Genomic DNA, 15418 nt, shown 5'->3' with positions numbered 1-15418 from the left:
GTGGTCCCTCGGCCACCCGGCGTGAGCCTGCGCACATATGGTCGGACGAATCGGCCTGCCGGTTCCCCGGCCGTTCCGCGCCCGCAACCGACGCTGCGCGCGCTGCCAGGCTAGCGAAAATCACGCCTTATTGGAAATCATTCCCAATAAGGCCGGTGCTCAGGCCTTCCGGGCGATGACCAGAGTGTTCCGGGCCACCATCTGGCCGCCGTCGGAGTCGGGTTCCACCCCTCGGCCGAGTTCGTCGAGGTAACCGGCCAGCGGGGTGGCCTCGGCGGTCCAACCGCGGGCGCCGAACCAGTCCTGGGACGGCTCGTGCTGTTCGTTGTAGATCAGGTTGAAGAAGTCGGTGCCACCCGCGGCGGCCTGGTCGCCGGCGGCCCGCGCCGCGGCGAGGTCCTCTTCCGGTATCGGTTCGCCGTCCTCGATGCCGACCCAGCTGCCCGGCGCGGCCAGCGCGTCGATGCCCTCGCACAACCGGTGCTGGGCCTCGGCGGTCAGGTAGATCATCAGACCCTCGACGATGAAGGCCGCCGGTTCGTCCGGGTCGAAGCCGTTGGCCCGCAGTTCGGCGGGCCAGTCGTCGCGCAGGTCGACGGCGATCTCCACCCGGCGTGCCTTGGGCGTCGCACCGACACCGGCCAGCGCTTGGTCCTTGAAGGCCAGCACCCGGGGCAGGTCGAGTTCGTAGACCACGGTGCCGTCGGGCCAGTCCAGCCGGAACGCGCGAGAGTCCAGGCCGGCGGCCAGGATCACCACCTGGCGGACCCCGGCGTCGGCGGCGGCGGCGAAGTAGGCGTCGAAGTAGCGGGTACGCGCCCCCTGGAAGGCGACGAACGCCGTGCCGAAGTCGGCGGTGCTCAGCGGCGAGTCGGTGGACTCACCGTCCACGACGGCCGCCCAGTCCCCGCCGGCGGCGCGGCAGAACACCGCGGCGAACTTGTCGACGGCCAGCGGCTGCGGCCGTTGCGCCTCCAGCGCGCGGGCGGCCGCGACCAGCAGGGCCGTCGCGCCGACGCTGGTGGTGATGTCCCAGGAGTCGCCTTCGGTTCGCATGACCACGACGCTACGCCGCGTTCCCGGGAACCAACTGCGGGCCGCGCACGACTAGAACAACGGTGAGGCCCAGAGGGACACAGCCCGTCCGATCTCCTGCTCACCGCATGCGTGAGGAGAAAAAGCAGCCTTGTCCGCCCCGATCTGGATGGCGTCGCCACCCGAGGTCCATTCGGCATTGTTGAGCGCCGGCCCGGGGCCGGGGCCGATGCTGGCCTCGGCCGCCCAGTGGACGTCGCTGAGCGCCGAATACAGTGCCGTTGCCGGCGAGTTGGTCGCCGTCCTGGCCGAGGTGGCCGGCACCGCCTGGCACGGGCCCAGTGCCGCCGAGTACACCGCCGCGCACGGCCCCTACCTGGCCTGGCTGGAGCAGGCCGCCGCCAACGCCGCCGTTACCGCCACCCAGTTGGAGACCACGGCCACGGCCTACACCGTCGCGTTGGCCACCATGCCGTCGCTGGCCGAACTCGCCGCCAACCATGTCGTGCACGGGGTGCTTGTCGCGACCAACTTTCTCGGCATCAACCTGATTCCGATCGCCCTCAACGAGGCCGACTACGCCCGCATGTGGATCCAGGCCGCCGTGACGATGTCGGCCTACCAGGCCGCCGCCGACACCACGACGGCGGCCACACCACCGACCACGCCGGCCCCGCAGATCCTCGCCGCCGGCGGCGAGACCAGCGGGCTGCAGGATCTGCCGGGCCGGATCAGCCAGGCGCTCGGCGACATCGGTGATTTCATCACCGACCCTTACGGGCATTTCCTGAACTACTTCCAGGGCCTGGGCCTCGACCCGGGGACCGCCATCATTCTCGCCGGGATCGCGCTGCTGGCCTACGACGTACTCTGGTACCCCTATTACGCGTCGTACGCCCTGTTGTTGACGCCCTTCTTCGCTCCGGCGCTCAGTGCCCTGAGCGCACTGAGCGCGCTGGCTCTACTGACGAAGATCCCCGCGCCGGGGATGCCGTCCGATATCCGGGCCGACCAGCAGGATTCCCCGGCCCGGCGTCAGGATTCGGCCCCGATGCCCGCCGCCTTGACCGCAACCGGCGGGGCCTCCGCGGGAGTTCCGCCGTCCGGTGGCTCGGCTACCGCAGCGTCGACGACCCCGGCGAGTGGGCCCGCGGCCGCGACGCCGAGCGGCGTCATCTATGCGGTCCACAACGTCGACCCGCCCGCAGAGACCGCCGGGCCGAAGACCGGAACGGGTTCGGTGGCCGAGGTACCGGTGGAGGTAGTGGCCACCGCCGCGGCCAGCATCGCGTTGCACGCCCGAAAGCGCACGCGCCGGAAAGCTGCTACCAAGGCCGGTTTGCACGACTATCGCTACGAATTCGTCGACGGCACCGCCGATGCCGGCGATCCGGGAGTCACCGTCCTCACCCGGCCCCGGCCGGGTGCCACCGCCGGCGCAACGGGGGCCGGTCGCCTCGGAGCCTCCCGATCCGAGAGTGCCGCGGCCATGGCAGCGGGCGGCCTGACCCGAATGCCGTCGGAGGGCGCGACCTCGTCGGCGCCGTTGCTGCCGTCGAGCTGGTCCGCCGCCGCCGAGGTCACCGTCTCCGGGAACCAACCGGCCCCGGCGAACGACTGAAAAGCCGAGAAGCCGAAGGAAAGAGTCAAAAGCCATGCCACTGAATGTCAAAGGGGAAGGCCTGGGGGCCCGGGTCACCGGGATCGACCCGGGCCGCCTCGCCGACCTCGACGGGGATGAGCTGCGCGAGCTGATCTACCGCAACAAGCTCATCGTCCTCAAGGATGTCCACCCGAGCCCCGCTCAGTTCCTCCAGCTGGGCCGCATCGTCGGCGAAGTCGTCACCTACTACGAGCCGATCTACCACCACCGGGACTTCCCGGAGATCTTCGTCTCGTCGACCGAGCAGGGCCAGGGCGTTCCCAAGACCGGAGCCTTCTGGCACATCGACTACATGTTCATGCCGCAACCGTTCGCGTTCTCCATGGTGGTCCCCCTCACCGTGCCCGGCAGCGACCGCGGCACCTATTTCATCGACCTCAACAGGGTCTGGGAATCGCTGCCGGCGGACCGGCGCGAACCTGTGCGCGGAACGTTCGCCACCCACGATCCGCGGCGGCACATCAAGATTCGGCCCGACGACGTCTACCGCCCGATCGGCGAGGTGTGGGACGAGATCAGCCGCACCACCCCGCCGATGACCTGGCCGACGGTGATCCGGCATCCGCACACCGGCCAGGAGATCCTCTACATCTGCGCATCCGGTACCAACAAGATCGAGGACGCCGACGGCAACATCCTCGACCCGGCCATCCTGGCCGGCCTGATGGAGGCCACCGGCCAGCTCGACCCGGACTTCGCCTCCCCGTTCATCCACACCCAACACTACGAGGTCGGCGACATCGTGCTGTGGGACAACCGCGTTCTGATGCACCGGGCCAAGCACGGCACGGCGTCGGGCAACCTCACCACCCACCGGCTGACCATGTTGGACGGCCTCGAAACCCCGGGATACCCAGTATGACCACAACAGAACTCAGCCCTGTCGCACAGGCCCAGCTCGACACCACCGACATGGTGCCGATCGATGCCGACCTTCTCGACCGGGTACTGGAACCCTATTCGTACAAGGGTTGCCGCTATCTGCTCGACGCCGACTACAAGGCGACCGAGACCACGGTGTTCTCCGTCGGCACCTTCGCCATCGGCGAGTCCGCCTACATCCGTTCCACCGGCCATTTCAACGCTGCCGAGCTGACGATCTGTTTCAACCAGATCGCCTACAGCGCTTTCGCACCGCCGATCCTCAACGAGCAGATCCCGGAATTCCGGGGCTGGTCCATCGAGGACTACTTCGATCACCAGTTGCCCAGCATGCTGATCAAGAATATGTCCGCCCGGTTCCGGCGGCCGGTCAACGCCCACCAGTTCTCCGCCCGCCTGCTGTGCACGGGTTTCGAGGTGGTGCAACGGCGCTTCCGCTACCTGAAGGTGCCGTGCGCCATCGAATTCTGGGATGAGCATGGCGGATTCGCATCCGCCGAGGTCGAACTCGCGGCGCTGAACATCCCATGACCGAGTACCGGTCGGACCCAGACCAGGTCGCGCCCCCGCCGGAACGTCGCACCGTGTGGCAGCGCGTCGCCGCCGAGGCCGCAAACCGGCCCGGGGAGGTCGCGCTGCGGCGCTGCGACGGGACCGGCACTGTGTCCTACGGTCAGCTGGATCCGCTGACGCAGCGGATTGCAGCGGATCTCGCGAACGCGTCGGCCGGCCCGGGCGACCGGCTGCTCATCGTCTCCGACAGCGGGCCGGAAACCTATCTGGCCGTGCTGGCCTGCGCCCGCATCGGAGCCATCGCGGTGATGGTCGACGGCGCGATGCCACCGGCCACCATCAATCGTTTTGCCGAGATCACCACCCCGTCGGCCATCGCGTTCGCCCCGGGCAGCGGGCTCTCCGCCGGCGCACTGCCCGAGAAGCTGCGCGCGCTACCGGTTATCGACATCGGAATCGACTCTGCGGCAACCGATACCGCACCGCAGCCGGATGCCGTCGTCGACGGGGCCGGACCCGATGATCCGGTGGCGATGATTTTCACCAGTGGCACCACCGGGGAACCGAAGGCCGTGCTGCTGCCGAACCGCACCTTCTACGCCGTCGCCGACATCCTGGCGGCCGAAGGGTTGGACTGGATCGACTGGGCGCCCGGGGAGACCACGTATTCGCCGTTGCCGGCGACCCACATCGGCGGGCTGTGGTGGATCCTGAACTGCCTGATGCACGGCGGTGTCTGCATCACCGGCGGTGAGCACACCGCGTCCCTGCTGGACATCCTGCAGACCCACGGGGTCACCACCACCTGCCTGGTCCCGACCCTGATCGGCCGACTGGTCACCGAACTCCGGTCCACCGGCGCGGGGTTGCCGCCGTCGTTGCGGTTCGTCGGCTACGGCGGATCCCGGGCGGTCGCGGTCGACGTCGACCATCTCGAACTGGCCGGCGTGCGTACCGCACAGGTCTACGGGTTGAGCGAAACCGGCTGTACCGCACTGTGTCTGCCCACCCACGAGGGATCCATCGACCGGATCGCCGGCGGTGCGGTGGGACGACCGTATCCCGGTGTGCTGACCCGGATCGACGAAACGGGCACGCTCTGGATCAAATCCCCGGCGAACATGCTGGAGTACTGGGCCAATCCGGGCAAGACCGCCGAGGTCCTCGTCGACGGTTGGGTGAACACCGGCGATCTGCTGGAGCGGGGCGACGACGGGTACTTCTACATCCGGGGCCGCGCCTCGGAGATGTTCATCTCCGGCGGCGTGAACGTCGCCCCCGACGAGGTGGACCGGATCGCCGAAGCCGTTACCGGCGTTCGCGAAGCGGCGTGTTTCGCGATCCCGGACGCCGAGTTCGGTGCGCTGATCGGGTTGGCGGTGGTGCCCGCCGATCCGGTCGACGACGGCAGGGACCGCCGCCTCAAGCAGGCAATCGCCGCGCGCTTCCGGGACGAGTCGGAGCCGATGGCGCGCCCGGCCAGGATCGTCACCGTCGAGGCGATCCCCCGGACGGCGTCCGGCAAGGTCATCCGTGCCGAGTTGACCCGGACCGTACCCGGAGTGGCATCCGGTGGCTGACGCAGTGCGCGAGCGGATTCTGGCCGCCCTCTCCGATGTGCTCTACGTCGACGACTCGGACTTCATCTCGGGGGACGAGACCGATCTTCGTGATCTCGGGTTGGATTCGGTTCGCTTTGTGCTGCTGATGAAGCAGCTCGACGTGGACCGTGCCTCCGACCTCCCGCAACGCCTCTCCGAGAACCTGTCAGTCGCCGGGTGGATTCGCGAGTTGGAGGGGCGGTGACCACGACCGGCACCGGACCGTCGATTCGCGTTCCACTGAGCCGGTCACAGCGCAATATCTACAACGGCGTCGTGCAGGACGGCGATCCGGCCCTGTACCTCATCGGCCGGCGCTACCGGTTCCAGCCGCTGGGGCTTCCGGAGCTGCTGTCCGCGCTGGACGCGACCATCCGGGCCAACCCGGTGCACCTGTGCGTGCTGGAGCCCGGCAGCGAGGACGGCTACCCGGCACTGGCACCGAGGCTGCGGGTCGACGAACTGGTCCGGGTGTGCACCGATGACGCGACCGATACCGCTGCACAGCTGAAGGCCACCTGGGCACCGGGCCTGCTCGGTGTACCCCTGGTGCGCTACATCGTGCGGACCGACGACGACGGGGCGGTGTGCGGCCTGGACGCCTACTGTCACCATCTCCTGCTCGACGGCGGCGGCACCGCGATCATCGAGGGCCAGCTCGGTGGATACCTTTCCGGAGACGCCGAATTCATCTCCAGCGCAGAGGGTTTACGGAGCCTGGAACAGGCACACCGGCGGGAGGCGGCGCTGATCGACGACGCGCTGCAGCGCCTGACCGCCGCCACCACAGTCGAACTGCGCGACGACACCGAGAACCATCGACGCGCCGACTCCCGCACGCCCGGGCATGCCGCGCGCGGCGTACCGACCGAATCGGTCGTCATCGAGGGCGCCGACTACGCCGCGCTCTTGGCGGCGTGCCAGGCACAGCGGGTTCCCCTCAATGTCCTGGTGGCCGCCGCGGCGACGGCCGTGGATGCGGGCGAGCGGGGCGGCACCGATGCACTGCTGGTGCACGCCATCGACAACAGATTCGGCGAGCCCGACCTCGATGTCGCCTCCTGCCTGGTCAATTCGGTGCCCCAGCAGGTCCGGTTCGCCCCGTTTGCCTCCGTCGGCGATCTGGTGCGGTCGATGGATCGCGGCTACGTCAAGGCGCTGCGCCGCCGGTGGTTGCGCGAAGAGCGGTACCGCCGGATGTATCTGGCTATCAACCGCGCGACCGGAGTCGACGCGCTGACCCTGAACTATCTGCCGCAGCCGTGCGCACCGTCGCTGCGGCCGTTTCTGGCCGAACCGCCGCTGACCACCGACATCGGTCCGATCGAGGGCAGGACTGTTGCCGCGATCGCCGACGAGGCAGCGCACCGACTGCAGATCGCGATTTGGGACCGGGCGGATCTACCCACCGAAGCGGCGATTTCCGGGATCGCCGAGCAGATCGCCACGGTACTGAAATCCTTTGCCGCGAACTGGGACAGGCCCGTTGCAATGACCGTCGGCAAATGGCAGGTTCTCACCACCGGCGGCACACTCGCCCCGGGCGCCGACGCCGCGCCTGAACACCGCGGCGGGCCGGCTTGGTTCACCTCCGGACCCGACGGGCTCACCCGCCGCCCGCATCTGCTTCCCTGGCTGGCCTGGCTGGAAGAGAACCAGGCCGTGCCCGGTGAGGTGCTGGTGGTCACCGACGACGGCACCGACCGGACCGTCGACCTGGTGCTGGCCGGCCATCTCTCCGGCTGCCCGTACTGCCCCTGCGACTCCGCACGGCAGGCCGAGGAGCGTGCCGCCCGGATCGCCGAAACCGGGATCGGAGTACGGATCATCGACCCCGCGGCGGTCCGGCTGGGCACCGAGGTCGACGCCACCACTCGGGTACGCATCGACGCTCGGCTGGAGATCGTCGCCGCCGACCCGGACCTGGGAGAGCGCACCGCGTACCTGATGCCGACTTCGGGGACGACCGGCGAAGCCAAACTCGTCGAGGTGAAACACCGTTCGCTTGCCGCGTTCTGCGCCGGTATCGCACAGTCGTACGGCTGGGGGCCGACGGACACCGTGCTGCAGTGCGCGCCACTGACCTCCGATATCAGCGTCGAGGAGATCTTCGGCGCGGTACGCGGCGGGGCGGCACTGATCCGTTCCGCCGCCACCCGGACCGGCGATCTCCCGGCTCTGACCCGCGACGTGGTGAGCAGCGGGGCGACCGTGCTGGATCTACCCACGGCGCTGTGGCACTTGCTCTGCGAGGACCCCGACGCGATCGCGGCGATCGGCGGTTCGCGGCTACGCCAGGTCATCATCGGCGGGGAACCGGTGCGCGGCACCGCCGTCGACCGCTGGGTCGAATCACCGGCCACCCGGGGTGTCTCGCTGATCTCCACGTACGGGCCCACCGAGACCACGGTGATCGTCAGTCTGCTCCCACTGGCCGGCGACGGCGCCGCGGGCGAACCGACGACGCGGTCCCGGGTGGGGCGGCCGCTGCTTCCCGACACGGTGTTCGTCGCATTCGGCGAAATCGTGGTGGTCGGCGACCCCGTCGCGGCCGGGTATCTGGGACGGCCGTCGGTTTCGTTCGGCACCGTCGTGGGGCCCGACGGGATGTCCCGGCCGGTGTTCGCCACCGGAGACCGGGTGCGAATCGTCAACGGTCACCCGGTGTTCGCCGGGCGCCGTGACGCCCTGGTGAAGATCTCCGGACGGCGGGTCGACACGGCCGCCATCGGCACCCGGATCGGCGCCGATACCGCCATCGTCGATCTGGCCGTCGAAGTCTCCGACGGCGCGCTGGGCGTTTGGTTCTGTACGCCGCGGACACACGGCGGCGACGACGATCCCCCTGTCGCGGCGCGGATCCGCGGGATCCTCGCCTCCTCGGGCGTGGCGTCGTTCTTCGTCGTCGGAGTGCCGGGCATTCCACGCAAGCCGAGCGGCAAGGTGGACCGCACCGCGCTGCCGCAGCCTCCCGGATGCACCGAGCACGATCCGGTGGCCGGCGGTCGCGCGGTGGCGCTTGCCGCGCTGTGGAGCGGTGCCCTCGGCCGGCCCATCGGCACCGGATCCTCACTACTCGAGGAGGGCATCGGTTCACTAGATCTGATCAAGATCCTGCCGCCGACCCGCCGGCTCCTCGGTTGGCAGCTTTCGATTTTCGATCTCATCAGCGCCGACACCGCCGCCGAACTCGCGGCGGCCGCACCCCGGATCCCCGCCGAGCCGGATCCGGCGACCGTCGCCGAGATCGACCGCGACATGTCGGTCTGGGAAAGCCGCCGGACCCGTCGTCCCGCGGGTGAACCGGTGGCCAACCGCACCGACACCGTCGTTGTGCTGGGCGCATCCGGGATTCTCGGTCGCGGCTTCGCCGAGGCTGTGCTGGCCGCACGCCGCGCCGGCACCCCGCTGCCCGATGTGGTGTTGGCGATGCGTTCGGCGCTGCCCGACGGGGACCCGTGGGAGTCGTTGGCGGGGATGCCCGGGGTCCGCCTGGAGCGGATGCCCGACGGGTTCGGCCCCGCGGAGGTCGACGCGCTGCTGTGCGATACCGGTGCGACGACGCTGGTGAACTGCATCGGCAGCGCGAACATGCTGGTGCCCTACGCGGATCTGCGACCGGCGAACCTCGACATCGTTCCGGTCACCATCGACGCCTGCCTGCGTCGCGCGGTCAGCCTGGTGCACCTGTCCACCTCGGTCGTCGTCGATCAGATCGGGGCGCGCCACGTCGTCGATCCCCGCCGGGCTCCCTACCCGTACGCGGCGGTCAAGGCGCTGGCCGAGGTCGTCGTGGCCGGCGCCCCCGATGACTTGGACTTCACCATGGTGCGGCTGCCGCGAATCCTCGGTGAGCCCGATCAGCTGGTCGATTCCAGCGACATCCTGGTCTCGATGGTCGACGCGTGCGCCGCGCTGGGCGTCCGCCCGCGGCTGGTCGTGCGCGAAGAGGTGACCACGGGCCGCGCTGCGGCACAGTCGATCCTGCGCCGGTTGCCCCGTCCCGGCGGGCCGCGCCGCTTGGGCCGGGACATCACCGCGCTGCGCGGGACGGTCGTCGACTATTCGGTGTTCCTGGCCGACTTCGCGCCCGATGAGCTCGACGTGGCGGACTGGAAACGGCGGCTTGATGACAGCGGCTGGGCCCGGGCGAATCCCGGACGCTGGTCGATCATCGACGCCTGGTTGTCCCTGGGGACACGGCTGGACGGGCGCGACTACGGCGAGTTCCTCGCGGAGTCTCCGTCCATCGATCTCGACGTTCGGTCGGTGACACAGCTCGACGCACCACCGGCAGACCTCCGGGAACTTTGCGCCACAACATCACGACTGATATTCGACGGGCCCCGCGGGGCGTATCGAGAAGGGATCACGCCGTGACGGATCTGGCAGCACAGCACGACGAGGTGGCCGCCCGACGCATCGAACTCGAGGTGACCGGGATGACGTGCATGATGTGCGCCCGACGCGTCGAGAAGTTCCTGAACAGGCTCGACGGCGTGCAGGCCTCGGTCAAGATCGCCACCAAGATCGCCACCGTCGATGCGGCACCCGGGGTCACCGTCGAGCAGCTGTGCGACGCGGTGCAGCGTGCCGGCTATGCGGCCGTGGAGCGGGAACCGGGACTCCTGCTGTCGCAGCCGGACCCCAACCGCAAGCGAGGCTGGTGGGTGGCACTGTTCGACCGGTTCACCGGAGGCCGAGACCGATAGGCCCGGCGAACCGAATCCGGCGTCTCGCCGTTCCCATCATCATCGGGTGGGTTGCCGTCGTCGCCCTGCTGAACACCGCGATCCCACCGCTGGAGGTGGTCGGGAAGATGCGAGCGGTGTCGATGAGCCCCGGGTATGCGCCATCGGTCACCGCGATGAAACGCATCGGCGAGGTGTTCGGCGAATTCCACTCGGACAGTTCGGTGATGATCGTGGTCGAGGGTGAAAATCCGCTGGACGCCGACGCCCATCATGCCTACGACCGGCTGGTTCACCGGCTGCGCGAGGACCACACCCACGTCGAGTTCGTCCAGGACCTCTGGAGTGACCCGCTGACCGCCGCCGGCGTGCAGAGCAACGATGGGATGGCCACCTACGTGCAGGTCTACCTGGCCGGTAACCAGGGGGAATCCCTGGCCAACGAGTCGGTGCAGGCGGTCCAGCGGGTGGTATCGCAGACCACCGCCCCACCGGGGGTACGGATCTACGTGACCGGCCCGTCGGCGCTGGCCTCCGACGAGCAGCAGGCCGGTGATCGCAGCGCAATCGTCATCACGCTGCTCACCTTCGTGGTCATCACCGCGATGCTGGCGCTGGTCTACCGGGCCATCGGCACGGTGCTGATCGTGCTGGCAATGGTGCTGCTCGGGCTGCTGGCGTCCAGGGGAACGGTGGCACTGCTGGCCTACCACCAGGTGATAGGTCTGACCACGTTCGTCACCAACCTGCTGGTCACCTTGACGATCGCCGCGGCCACCGACTACGCGATCTTCCTGATCGGCCGCTATCAGGAGGCCCGGACCAACGGGGAGGACCCGGAAGCCGCCTACTACACGATGTTTCACGGCACCGCGCATGTCATTGTCGCTTCGGGTTCCACGATCGCCGGGGCAACGCTGTGCCTGCATTTCACCCGGCTGCCCTACTTCCAGACCCTCGGTATCCCGCTCGCCGTGGGGATGGTCGTCGCGGTGTCGGCGGCCGTCACCCTCGGCCCCGCGGTCGTCGCGGTGGCGTCGCGGTTCGGTCGTCTGGAACCCAAACGGGCCGTGCGGATCCGGGAGTGGCGCCGGGTCGGTGCGCTGATCGCGCGTTGGCCCGCACCGGTACTGCTGGGCGCCGCCGCGTTGTCGCTGATCGGGCTGGTGACCCTGCTGGGTTACCGCACCAACTACAACGAACGCAACTACCTGCCCGGTTCGCTGCCGGCGATGGCCGGCGATGCCGCCGCCGAACGGCACTTCTCCACCGCGCGGATGAACCAGGAGTTCCTGCTCATCGAAACGGACCGCGACGTCCGCAACCCCGCGGACTTCCTGGTGCTCGACCGGATCGCCAGGGCGGTGGTCGCAATGCCGGGTATCAGCCGCGTCCAGGCGATCACCCGGCCAGACGGCACACCGACGAAGTTCAGTACGCTTCCCGCCCAGCTGAGCATGCAGGGCGCAGTGCAGAACCTCAACGAGGAGTATCTGTGGGACCGGATCCGCGGCGGACGCCAGCAGACCGCCGACATCGCGGCCACGATCGACACCCTGACGCGGATGCAGACGCTGCTGACCGATATGGCTGCCACGACCCACACCATGGTGGCGAAGATGCATCAGACCGTCGAGGACGTCGGCCAATTACGGGATAGTATCGGTGATTTCGACGACTTTCTGTACCCGTTGCGCAGCTACCTGTACTGGGAACCGCACTGCTTCGACATCGGCCTCTGCTGGTCCGTGCGATCGATTTTCGATGCCCTCGACGGCGCCGACGTCGCGACCGCCGACCTGGATGCGCTCGTCGTCGACCTGGACCGCATCGACACCCTGATGCCGCAGCTGCTGGCGCAGATCCCAGCCCAGATCACGACGCTGCGCAACACGAAAGAGTCTCTCGCACAAGTCACCTCGGTACAAGGGGGACTGCTGGAGCAGACCAGCGCCATGCAGCGCGGCCAGACCGCGATGGGACGGGCCTTCAACGATGCCCGCAACGACGACACCTTCTACCTGCCCCCGGAGACCTTCGAGAATCCGGACTTCACCAAGGGCATGAAGAATTTCGTGTCCCCGGACGGACACGCCGTCAGGTTCATCATCACCCACGACGGCGACCCCCTCACCCCGGAGGGCATCACCCGCATCGACGGCATCAAACTGGCGGCCAGGGAGGCCGTGAAAGGCACACCGCTGGAAGGGTCGACGGTCCGCGTCGCCGGTACCACGTCGGTGTTCAAGGACATGAAAGACGGAAACAACTACGACCTCTGGGTGGCCGGCATCTCGGCGATGTGCCTCATCTTCGTCGTCATGCTGATCGTCACCCGCAGCCTGGTCGCCGCCGGGGTGATCGTGGGTACCGTCGTGGTGTCGCTCGGCGCGTCGTTCGGGCTGTCGATGTTGTTGTGGCAACACATCATCGGCCTGGACCTGCATTTCATGGTGATGGCCATGGCGTTGATCGTCCTGCTGGCCGTCGGCGCCGACTACAACCTGCTGCTGGTCGCACGGTTCAAGGAGGAGATCCACGCCGGGTGCAGGACCGGCATCATCCGGGCGATGGGCGGTACCGGATCGGTGGTGACGTCCGCGGGTTTGGTGTTCGCGTTCACCATGATGTCCATGGCTGTCAGCGAACTCGTCGTGGTGGCGCAGATCGGCACCACCATCGGGCTCGGACTGCTATTCGACACCCTGGTGATCCGGTCCTTCATGACACCGGCGGTCGCCGTGCTGCTGGGCCGTTGGTTCTGGTGGCCGCAGATGGTCCGGACCCGTCCCGCGCCGTCGCCCTGGCCGCAGCCGCTCAACAGCACCCGGGCAGGCTAGCCCCCGCCCTCGGTGCCCAGTGCGACGTCGCCGTCCTCGTCAATCAGATGCTCGCCGAATGCCTCTGCCGCACCATTGCGGTCGGCACGGCGCCGCAGCTCCAGCACCCGCTCGACGGCGACGACCAGCAGCAGTGACACCCCGAACGCCGGGAACAGCACACTCAGCACCAACGCCGCGATCGCCAGGCCGACGACGGTGCGAGTGGGGGTGTCGGCGCGGGTCCGGTCCCCGGCCGGGCCGGGTAGCCCGGTGCGGCCGGCCGGCCGTCGCTTCCACCACATCAGAAACCCGGTGGCCACCATGGTCAGCACCCCCAGACATGCCAGGGTGGCGGTGATCCGGGTGAACAGACCGAGCTGGTGCCCCATGTGCATGTCGATGCCGAGGCTGGTCAGGCGCGACAGTGCACCGTCCTGCGCGGCGGTGGCGTTGGCGATGGTGGCTCCGCTGAACCGGTCGAGGTAGAGCGTGCGCTGCTCGGAGAGCCGCTGCGGCCAGGGGTTGACCACCGCGTAGCTGCCGTACACGATCTGCCCGTCCACCACCGAGTCCGCCGGCGGGATGATCGAATAGCCGGCAACCATGTTCTCGGCCTTGGCGATCCGGTCGATATCGGCCAGCGACAGGGTGGCGGCGGACGGCCCGCGGGGATGCGAGGCGTAGATCGGGTCGTCGGTGGCCGCCCAGGCGATGCGCCGGCCGAGGCGGTCGTAGTCGCCCAACGTCGCCGGGGTCGACGGCGCGGACACACTCAGCGAGGGAGCGACGGTGGCCGACACCGCCCGCCAGTTCTCTCCCCAGTACCGGGTCCAGGTCAGCCCGGACAGGATGTAGCAGATCAGCAGGACCGAGATGACGATGCCGGTCCCGGCGTGCAGGTCACGCCACCGGATCCGGCCGCCGCGGCGCCACCGGATCTTCAGCAGGGGTTTGGCACTCTCGATAGCGCGCGGCCACCACAGGTAGATGCCGGTGAGCAGCAGAACCAGGATCCACACGGCGGTCAGTTCGAACCACAGGTTGGCCACGCCGACCCCGATGGTGGCGTCCGGATAGGCGGCCGGGTTGATCAGGTGCCCGAGCGACGGCAGCGCAATCGTGGGCCCGTCGTTGCCGAACATCCGGTGCACCTGGTTGGCGAAACCGACCAGTCCGGAAAGGGATTCACGCTGGCCCAGGTAGTTGCCGGTGTACGGGTCGACGAACACCTGGGTGAGCTCGGACTCCCCGTGTTCGGCGGCGTCCGGGGCGCGGAAGTCGACCCGGGTGGAGCGGCCGGGCCCGGCCGGCGGGACGACGGCGTCCAGGACGTAGTCGGCGCCCAGCTGGTGCTTGGCGGTGGTCACCTGTTCGTCCAGCGGCACCGACTCCGGACCCTGGGCGACCAGCAGCAGGTTGCCGTTGAGCGCATCGTCGATCGGCTGGCTGTAGAGAATGACCAGCCCGGAACAGGCGAGGGTCACCAGGACCGGCGCGGCGAACAACCCGACCCAGAAATGCAGTCGCCAGATGCGCCGCAGCACGGCCGCGTCGGCGCGACGCTCGGGAGAGGTCACAGCATGACCCCGAACATGACGGCCATGCCCGCGGCCGCCATCGCCTGGCCGGCGTCACCGGCACCGTCCCACCCGCTGCCCCCGGATCGCCGACAGACGATCAGCCGGTAGAGCCACCACAGCGCGGCGACGGCGAACAGAACCGTGAAGATCCAGTTCACTCCGGTGATCAGCGGTGGGGTGTGCGCGTGCATTCCGGGGGCGGCACCCGCGTGGCCGTGGTGCGCGGCGTGCCCGACGGCCGAGGTCCCGCCGTCGGCCGGAACCGGCGTCAACCCACCGCCCATGACGGCGTACATCCAGACCATCGCCAGCATCATCACGCAGTGATACGCGTTGACGGTCCGACCGCCGCGCACCGACAGCGTCCGGAGTCCGAACCAGACCGCGGCGGCCAGGAAGATCAGCATCGGCGCGGTGGTCGGGAGTGCGGCGCCGGCCGGCCAGGCCATCGCCACCATCGCGACCGCCATCAGGATGTGCAGCCCCTGGTCAACCAGGTCGGCGCGGCGGTGTTCGCCCCGGGCCAGCGCGATACCGCATTCGGCCGCGCTGACCAGGAAAAGTGCGGTGACCAGCCACCGCAGCCACAGATCGTCGATCATCACTGCAATTGTCGCTTGCGACCCCTCCG

The 15418-nt window shown here is 68.8% G+C and carries 11 protein-coding genes; 8 read left to right on the top strand and 3 right to left on the bottom strand.

All coding sequences use genetic code 11. The annotated features are described in order from the left end of the window. Nucleotides 1-159: 159 nt before the first annotated feature. Nucleotides 160-1056, bottom strand: coding sequence for an SAM-dependent methyltransferase (locus G6N16_RS04340; RefSeq protein WP_083030572.1), 897 nt, complete (start codon nucleotides 1054-1056; stop codon nucleotides 160-162). Nucleotides 1057-1186: 130 nt separating this feature from the next. Between G6N16_RS04340 and G6N16_RS04335 the strand changes: the two genes are divergently transcribed. From G6N16_RS04335 to G6N16_RS04300, 8 genes are read left to right on the top strand one after another with little or no spacing between them, the layout of a single operon-like run. Beyond that, nucleotides 1187-2656 carry a PPE family protein gene (locus G6N16_RS04335; RefSeq protein ID WP_083030546.1) on the top strand — a complete coding sequence of 490 codons (1470 nt, stop codon included), beginning with the start codon at nucleotides 1187-1189 and terminating at the stop codon, nucleotides 2654-2656. Nucleotides 2657-2690: 34 nt separating this feature from the next. Continuing rightward, nucleotides 2691-3560: a (3R)-3-[(carboxymethyl)amino]fatty acid oxygenase/decarboxylase gene (scoE, locus tag G6N16_RS04330; protein ID WP_083030547.1), complete on the top strand. Its 870-nt coding sequence runs from the start codon at nucleotides 2691-2693 to the stop codon at nucleotides 3558-3560. Further along, on the top strand, nucleotides 3557-4111 hold the full coding sequence (locus G6N16_RS04325) for an FcoT family thioesterase (RefSeq protein ID WP_083030548.1): 555 nt from the start codon (nucleotides 3557-3559) through the stop codon (nucleotides 4109-4111). Before scoE ends, G6N16_RS04325 begins: the two co-directional genes overlap by 4 nt. Nucleotides 4112-4164: 53 nt before the next feature. After that, nucleotides 4165-5673: a fatty acid--CoA ligase FadD10 gene (gene fadD10 / locus G6N16_RS04320; RefSeq protein WP_179961239.1), complete on the top strand. Its 1509-nt coding sequence runs from the start codon at nucleotides 4165-4167 to the stop codon at nucleotides 5671-5673. Between the two features lie 4 nt (nucleotides 5674-5677). After that, a complete protein-coding gene (locus tag G6N16_RS04315) occupies nucleotides 5678-5899 on the top strand; it encodes an acyl carrier protein (protein ID WP_083030573.1) in 222 nt (73 codons plus the stop codon). Further along, entirely contained in the window at nucleotides 5896-10074 is a 4179-nt protein-coding gene (locus G6N16_RS04310; RefSeq protein ID WP_234805822.1) for an AMP-binding protein, read from the top strand. Before G6N16_RS04315 ends, G6N16_RS04310 begins: the two co-directional genes overlap by 4 nt. Continuing rightward, nucleotides 10071-10406, top strand: a complete 336-nt coding sequence (locus G6N16_RS04305) for a heavy-metal-associated domain-containing protein (RefSeq protein WP_083030550.1) — start codon at nucleotides 10071-10073, stop codon at nucleotides 10404-10406. The genes G6N16_RS04310 and G6N16_RS04305 overlap by 4 nt, the downstream gene beginning before the upstream one ends. Next, nucleotides 10358-13225: an MMPL/RND family transporter gene (locus tag G6N16_RS04300; protein ID WP_179961238.1), complete on the top strand. Its 2868-nt coding sequence runs from the start codon at nucleotides 10358-10360 to the stop codon at nucleotides 13223-13225. Before G6N16_RS04305 ends, G6N16_RS04300 begins: the two co-directional genes overlap by 49 nt. Here the strand turns inward: G6N16_RS04300 and G6N16_RS04295 are convergent. Together G6N16_RS04295 and G6N16_RS04290 are read right to left on the bottom strand one after the other, a co-directional pair. After that, nucleotides 13222-14784: a PepSY-associated TM helix domain-containing protein gene (locus tag G6N16_RS04295; protein ID WP_083030551.1), complete on the bottom strand. Its 1563-nt coding sequence runs from the start codon at nucleotides 14782-14784 to the stop codon at nucleotides 13222-13224. The genes G6N16_RS04300 and G6N16_RS04295 overlap by 4 nt on opposite strands. Next, nucleotides 14781-15389: a DUF5134 domain-containing protein gene (locus G6N16_RS04290; protein WP_083030552.1), complete on the bottom strand. Its 609-nt coding sequence runs from the start codon at nucleotides 15387-15389 to the stop codon at nucleotides 14781-14783. The genes G6N16_RS04295 and G6N16_RS04290 overlap by 4 nt, the downstream gene beginning before the upstream one ends. Nucleotides 15390-15418 lie beyond the last annotated feature (29 nt).

The sequence above is a fragment of the Mycolicibacterium insubricum genome (assembly GCF_010731615.1).
GTDB lineage: Bacteria > Actinomycetota > Actinomycetes > Mycobacteriales > Mycobacteriaceae > Mycobacterium > Mycobacterium insubricum.
The sequence above is the reverse complement of the archived record's forward strand: the minus strand, read 5'-3'. Positions and strand labels throughout refer to the sequence as shown.

Excerpts from the sequence above, each read along its gene's own strand:
- G6N16_RS04340 (WP_083030572.1), bottom strand. The coding sequence starts at position 1,056 with ATGCGAACCGAAGGCGACTCCTGGGACATCACCACCAGCGTCGGCGCG.
- scoE (WP_083030547.1), top strand. The coding sequence starts at position 2,691 with ATGCCACTGAATGTCAAAGGGGAAGGCCTGGGGGCCCGGGTCACCGGG.
- G6N16_RS04325 (WP_083030548.1), top strand. The coding sequence starts at position 3,557 with ATGACCACAACAGAACTCAGCCCTGTCGCACAGGCCCAGCTCGACACC.
- G6N16_RS04290 (WP_083030552.1), bottom strand. The coding sequence starts at position 15,389 with ATGATCGACGATCTGTGGCTGCGGTGGCTGGTCACCGCACTTTTCCTG.